This is a genomic window from Massilia sp. NBRC 108631 (genome assembly GCF_059704565.1).
Genome location: NZ_BAAKJE010000124.1, coordinates 47,351 through 53,454, shown reverse-complemented (window position 1 = coordinate 53,454; position 6,104 = coordinate 47,351). Strand labels below are relative to the sequence as shown.

General features: G+C 64.2%; 6 protein-coding genes. 2 read left to right on the top strand and 4 right to left on the bottom strand.

The features are described from left to right. Positions 1-80: 80 nt before the first annotated feature. The 3 genes from AC6H42_RS13720 to AC6H42_RS13710 form a co-directional block, all read right to left on the bottom strand. Positions 81-272 carry a CsbD family protein gene (locus tag AC6H42_RS13720; protein WP_057158948.1) on the bottom strand — a complete coding sequence of 64 codons (192 nt, stop codon included), beginning with the start codon at positions 270-272 and terminating at the stop codon, positions 81-83. Between the two features lie 96 nt (positions 273-368). Then, positions 369-1,019 (bottom strand): class I SAM-dependent methyltransferase, encoded by a 651-nt coding sequence (locus AC6H42_RS13715; RefSeq protein WP_497548280.1) that lies wholly within the window; start codon positions 1,017-1,019, stop codon positions 369-371. Between the two features lie 9 nt (positions 1,020-1,028). Further along, positions 1,029-3,050 (bottom strand): M13 family metallopeptidase, encoded by a 2,022-nt coding sequence (locus AC6H42_RS13710; protein WP_497548279.1) that lies wholly within the window; start codon positions 3,048-3,050, stop codon positions 1,029-1,031. Positions 3,051-3,286: 236 nt separating this feature from the next. Here AC6H42_RS13710 and AC6H42_RS13705 point away from each other — a divergent pair, with 236 nt between their 5' ends. Together AC6H42_RS13705 and AC6H42_RS13700 are read left to right on the top strand one after the other, a co-directional pair. Further along, positions 3,287-4,114, top strand: a complete 828-nt coding sequence (locus AC6H42_RS13705) for an HDOD domain-containing protein (protein ID WP_057158951.1) — start codon at positions 3,287-3,289, stop codon at positions 4,112-4,114. 172 nt (positions 4,115-4,286) lie between these two features. Then, positions 4,287-4,568 carry a flagellar protein FliT gene (locus AC6H42_RS13700; RefSeq protein ID WP_057158952.1) on the top strand — a complete coding sequence of 94 codons (282 nt, stop codon included), beginning with the start codon at positions 4,287-4,289 and terminating at the stop codon, positions 4,566-4,568. A 107-nt stretch (positions 4,569-4,675) separates the two neighbouring features. Here the strand turns inward: AC6H42_RS13700 and AC6H42_RS13695 are convergent, their stop codons facing one another. Continuing rightward, positions 4,676-5,905 (bottom strand): aspartate aminotransferase type Ic, encoded by a 1,230-nt coding sequence (locus tag AC6H42_RS13695; RefSeq protein WP_057158953.1) that lies wholly within the window; start codon positions 5,903-5,905, stop codon positions 4,676-4,678. Positions 5,906-6,104 lie beyond the last annotated feature (199 nt).

Here is a 6,104-nt window from a genome sequence, read left to right as displayed (position 1 = left end):
AGGGTTAATTATCCGTACGGATAATTAACCCTGACCCCATATTGCTGCCTGGAAGCCCGCGTGATGCGGGCTTTTCCGTTTTAGCGGTTGCCGCGGTCGATGGCGTCCTTGACCGCTTCCTTGGCGTCGCCTACGCCTTTCTGCAGCTTGCCTTCGGATTGCTTGGCCAGGCCCTTGGCCTGCTGTTCGGAGCTGCCTACCAGTTCGCCCACTTCCTGCTGAACTTTACCGGCGATGTCTTTCGCTTTGCCTTTGACTTGGTCCTTGTTCATGATGCTCTCCTTGGTTGGTTAGGCTCACACGCAGATGCGGTGTGCTGGAGTGCATCGTAGCCCCCGGTCCCCCATGCTTCTGTACGCTCGCGCACACTAAGCGGACATTGGCTTGCGCCACAAGCTGGCCAGCCAGGGCTGCTGTTCACGCGGCAGGCCGGGCGGACGGTAGTAGTGGCCCAGCGCCTCGAAGCCGGCGGCGGTCAGGTACCGTTCCCAGGTTTCATAATCGTAGTAGCTGCCGTAGCGCGGGCCGTTCCAGCCTTCGCGGTTGTCGCCGCGCGGGTTGGAACTGAACAGTACGCCATCCGGCTTGAGCGCGGCGTGCAGGCGCAGCAGCACGTCCGGCAGGGCGGCGCTGGGGACGTGGAACAAGGAGGCATTGGCAAAGATGCCGTCGAACTCGCCGGGCGGCAAGTCGAGCTGCACGAAGTCCTGCTGCCACACTTCGCAGCCGCTCCAGGCGCGCGCCATGCGCACGAACTCGGCCGAGCCATCGACCCCGACTGCACTGTGGCCCAGCCCGCTAAAGGTCTTGAGGTCGCGCCCCGGCCCGCAGCCCACGTCGAGGATGCGGTATGGGGCGCTGGACCGGATGGCGCCCAGCAGCGCAGACACGTTCTGGCTGACGTCGTGGTCGCGCGTGCCTTCGAAAAACTGCTGCGCACTGTGCTCGTAGTGCTGCAGCGTGGCCTGCGTGATCTGCGTGATCTGCTTGAGTTGCTTGATGTCGTTATCCGGTTCCATGCCCCTACTTTACCAGACGCGCACGCGCTGCTGCGGCGCCAGGTACAGCTGCTGGTTGGGCTGGACGTTGAAGGCCTTGTACCACGCGTCCAGGTTGCGCACGGTGTAGGTGCGCCATTGGGCCGGGGCGTGGCCGTCCGTCATCACCTGGCGCCGCAGCGACGGTTCGCGCGTCACGGTGCGCCAGCCTTGCGCGTAGCCGAGGAAGAAGGCGCGGTCGTCGGCTTGCGGGTTGGCGATCTTGAACGCGTCGTAGGAAGCCGCCAGGCCGGCCAGGTCGGACAGGTTTTCGCTCAAGGTCAGCTGGCCGTTGATGGCCAGGTCCGCGAACGGTTTGTAGCCGCTGTACTGCGCCACCAGTGCGCCCGAGGCGGTCTTGAAGTGGGCCGCGTCGGCCGGGGTCCACCAGTCGCGCAGGCGGCCTTCGGAGTCGAACTGGGAGCCGGCGTCGTCGAAGCTGTGGCTGATTTCGTGACCGATGATGGCGCCGATGGCGCCGTAGTTTTGCGCGTCCGGCCCCTTCGGATCGAAGAACGGCGGCTGCAGGATGGCGGCCGGGAAGTTCAGCGCGTTCTGCATCGGCATGTTGACGGCGTTGACCAGTTGCGGCGGCATGCACCACTCCTTGCCATCCACCGGCTGGTTCAGCTTGGCCAGCTGCTGGACGTAGCGCAGGCGCGAGGCGCGCTCGGCGTTGCCGTAGGCGTCGTCGGCCTTGACCGCCAGCTGGGCGTAGGCGGTGAATTTGTCCGGATAGCCGACGCCGACGTACAGCGCGTCCAGCTTGGCGTGCGCTTCCTTGCGGGTGGCCGGCGCCATCCAGTCCAGCCGGTCGATGCGGCCGTGGAAGGCGTGCACGATGTTGGCCACCATTTGCTGCAGCTTGGCCTTGGCTTCGGGCGGGAAATATTTGGCGACGTACATCTTGCCGACGGCGTCCGGCATGCCATGGTTGACGGCGTCCAAGCCCCGCTTCCAGCGCGCGGCCATCTGCGGCGTGCCGCCCAGGGTGCGGCCGTAAAAGTCAAAATGCTGCTCGCTGAACACTTGCGGCAGGTGCGCGGCATTGGTGTTGATGGTGTGGAAGGCGAGGAAGTCTTTCCACGCGTCCAGCGAACATTCCTTCAGCAGCGCGGCCACGCCCACCACGGCGCCCGGATGCCACAGCATGAACTGTTGCTGGCGGCCCAGGCCGGCAGTGTGGAAGAACAGCTTCCAGTCCATGCCCGGCGCCTTCTTCGCGAAGTCGGCGGCGCGCCAGGTATTGTTGGCCTTGAGCACGTCGGCCGAGTCTTCGCGGCTGGCGTGGGTCAGCGCCAGCTTGCGCTCCAGTTCGTATACGCGCGCGGCGCGGGTTTCCGGGTCGCTATAGCCGGCCAGCTTGAACATGGCGGCGATGTGGGCCTGGTAGGCGGTGCGCAGCTTGTGCATGCGCTCGTTGTCTTCCAGGTAGTACACCCGGTCCGGCAGACCCAGCCCGCCCTGCAGCAGGTAGGGCATGTTGCGCTTGGGCTCGTTCAAACCCTGCGCCACCCACAGGCCCAGGATGTTCTCGGTGTGGAATTCGGTGTTGTTGAGCGGATCGACGTCGGCGCGCAGCGTGGCGGCCAGCGCGCGGGTCAGCTCGGTCTTGTCTTTGATGGCGGCGATCTTCTTGAGCGCCGGCTGCATGGGCGCCAGGCCCCTGGCCTCGATGGCGGCCTCGTCCATGAAAGCGCGATAGTAGTCGCTTACTTTCAGCGCTTCGGCGTCGGCCTGCTTGTCGCCCGGCACCGCTTCGACCAGCTTGATGATGCGCTGGTTGGTTTCCTCGGCCAGCTGGGCCATGGAACTCCAGCTGCCACGGTCGGCCGGGATCTGGGCGGACTTCAGCCAGTCCGCATTGGCGTAGGCAAAGAAATCGTCGCCAGGCTGCACCATGGCGGCGGCGGGGACGGCAGGCGTCTCCGCCGGGCCCGCGCAGGCAGGCGCGATGGCCTGCAGCGCGCCGGCCAATGCGAAGCTGAGTACGGTCTTGATGGGTGCGTGCATGTTCCTGTTTCCTGTTGTTGTGTTTTTGGTCGGCGTGGTACGCCAGCATCCACTCTAAGCAAGTGCCCGCCGGGATGCGAGCGTTGTGCGACAGGCTGCAGATTCCAGGGATGCGCTGCAGAATACAGGGAATGCTGTGCGTCAATGCTACGCCCGGCATAAAAAGGCCACAAAATTGGGGCGAATCGCTATATAGTTCACCTACAGCAACGCACATAAAACCAGGAGAGCCCCCTATGAAACTTGAAGCCCTTTTCCAGAACCCGACTGCGTTGCCCACGGCTCCCAAGGTTGTTGAAGAACTGATCAGCAGCTTCGACAAGGCCAGCGTTTCGACCGAAGAAATCGCGAAAAAATTGTCCACCGACCCAGTGCTCAGCGCCAAGCTGCTGCGCCTGGCCAACTCGGCCTACTACCACGTCTCGCGCAGCATCGGCACCGTCGAGGACGCCGTGCTGATGCTGGGCTTCGTCACCGTGCGCACGCTGGTGATCAGCTCCGGCCTGGTGAGCGGTTTCAAGACCGTGCCCGGCCTGGACCTCAAACAATTCTGGCGCTACAGCCTGTACACCGCAGTGTCGGCCAAGTGGATTGCCAAAAAGACCAAAGAGAACACCGACCTGGCGTTCACCATCGGCATGATGCACGCCATCGGCCAACTGGTGATGCACGCCGCCATGCCCGAGCAAGCCATGCAGCTGGACAAGGTTGCCGGTCCGCTGGACTCGCGCCGCCTGGATGCCGAGCAAGCGTCGCTGGCCTACACCTTCGCCGACGTGGGCGCGGAACTGGCCAAGCGCTGGAAGTTCCCGGAAGCGTTCTCCGAGACCATCATGGCCTTCCCCGACCCGATGAACCACGAGCACGGCACCCGCCTGGCCGGCATCATCCACCTGGCCGCCTGGCGCGCGCGCGTGGAAGAGAACAAGCTGACCGACGAGGAAATCGAAGCCTGCTATCCGACCGAGATCGCCGAGGAACTGGGCCTGGAGCCGAACGCGCTGATCGACGACATGCCGCCGCCTAGCGAACTGAGCGCTGGCCTGGAAGAACTGGTCAAATAAAGCCCTGCCTGCCAGCCGCCGGCCGGCGCCGCCCTTCGGGGCCGCGCCGGCCTTGTTTTTTTGCCTATCCCAAAACTATTTTCAAATTATTTTTCAAAAACCCTAAAGTTCCCGAAACGCATGACGTTAATCCAGACAAGCAGTAATCCATTTTTACTTTTCAGGATGCGCCATGACCTCCAACGAAGTCCTCTCGATGTACGAAAATGTTGCCAGCCTGACCAATAACATGGCCATGGCAGCACGCGCGAGCGACTGGGAGAGCCTGGGCCGCCTGGAAAAGCAGACTGCGATGGCAACCGCCACCGTTGCTGCCGGCGCCACCGTCGCCCCGCTGGACGGCGCAGCGCGCCAGCGCAAGATTGACCTGCTGAAGCAAATCCTGGCCAACGACCGCGCCATCCGCGACGTGACCGAACCCTGGCTGAACCGCACGCCCGGCATGGCCCAGTAGCATGGCCCAGTAAGCCGTCCACGCCCCAACGAAAAAAAGCGCCTCACGGCGCTTTTTTTTGCCTGAGAGGAAAATGGAGCCTGACCCCATTTTCCCTTCTGACAATATTACCGGCTGATTGCTACGCGCAGGGACAAGGCGATGCCCTTGGCGGCCTGGCGGATTTCGTCCAGCGAGGGGAAGCTGGGGGCGATGCGGATGTGGCTGTCGTCCGGATCGTTGCCGTAGGGGTAGGCGGCGCCTGCCGGGGTCAGCGTGATGCCGGCTTCTTTCGCCAGCGCGATGGTGCGCTTGGCGGCGCCCGGCGGGGTCACCAGGTCAATGAAGTAGCCGCCTTTCGGACGGGTCCAGCTCACACCTTCCACTTGCCCCAGGTATTCCTCGAATTGCGCCAGCACGATGTCGAACTTGGGCTTGAGCAGCGCGCGGTGCTGTTCCATCAGCGCTTCCACGGTGGCCTTGTCCTTCAGGAAGCGCACGTGGCGCAGCTGGTTGACTTTGTCCGGGCCAATGCTGCGGATGCCGGCGTGCTTGCTCCACCAGGCGATGTTGGCCGGCGAAGCGGCCAGCGCGGCTACGCCGGAGCCGGCCCAGCTGACCTTGGAGCTGGAGGCAAACACGATGGCGCGGTCCGGCTGGCCGGCCTTGGCGCACTCGTCCAGGATATTGGCCATGCCGATCTTCTCGTCGCCCAGGTGGTGGAAGCGGTAGGCGTCGTCCCACATCAGGCGGAAGTCGGGGGCGGCGGTTTTCATGGCGGCCAGGCGGCGCACGGTTTCGTCCGAGTAGACCACGCCGCCCGGGTTGCTGTACTTGGGCACGCACCACATGCCCTTGATGCTGGCGTCGGACGCGACCAGGCGTTCGACCAGGTCCATGTCCAGGCCGTCGTCGGTCATCGGGATGTTGATCATCTTGATGCCGCGCTGCTCGCAAATGGCGAAGTGGCGGTCGTAGCCCGGCACCGGGCACAGGAAGCTGACCGGCTGGCCGGACGAGATCCATGGCGCATGGCCGGGCACGCCCAGCAGCAGGCTGTAGACGACGACGTCGTGCATCAGCGACAGGCTGGCGCTGCTGTCGACCACCACTTGCGCAGCCGGCACGTCCAGCAGTTCGGCGAACAGGGCGCGCGCTTCCGGCAGGCCCACGCCCCCGCCATAGTTGCGGGTGTCGGTGCCGTCGCCGGCGGCGTAGCCGTCCAGCGCGGCCATCAGCTGGTTGGACAGGTCCAGTTGCTCGGGCGCGGGCTTGCCGCGCGACATGTCAAGTTTCAGGCCGAGTTGCTTGAATGCGTCGTATTGCGACGCGATGGTGGCGGAAGTTGCGGTGCTCATGATGCCTTTCCTATGGATTGAAAGCGGGTGCGCAGTGCGCGGGCACCACCCAGCGCCTGTCGCCAGGCGGGAGCGCTGGCTATGCTGACAAGAAAGGAACGGAAAGAATGCTGAAGAGCGGCGGCCGGGTCAGTCGCCGGGATAGTCATGCTTGCGCATGCCGGGATGGCAACCCGGCGAGTATAGCGCGTTTTGCGCA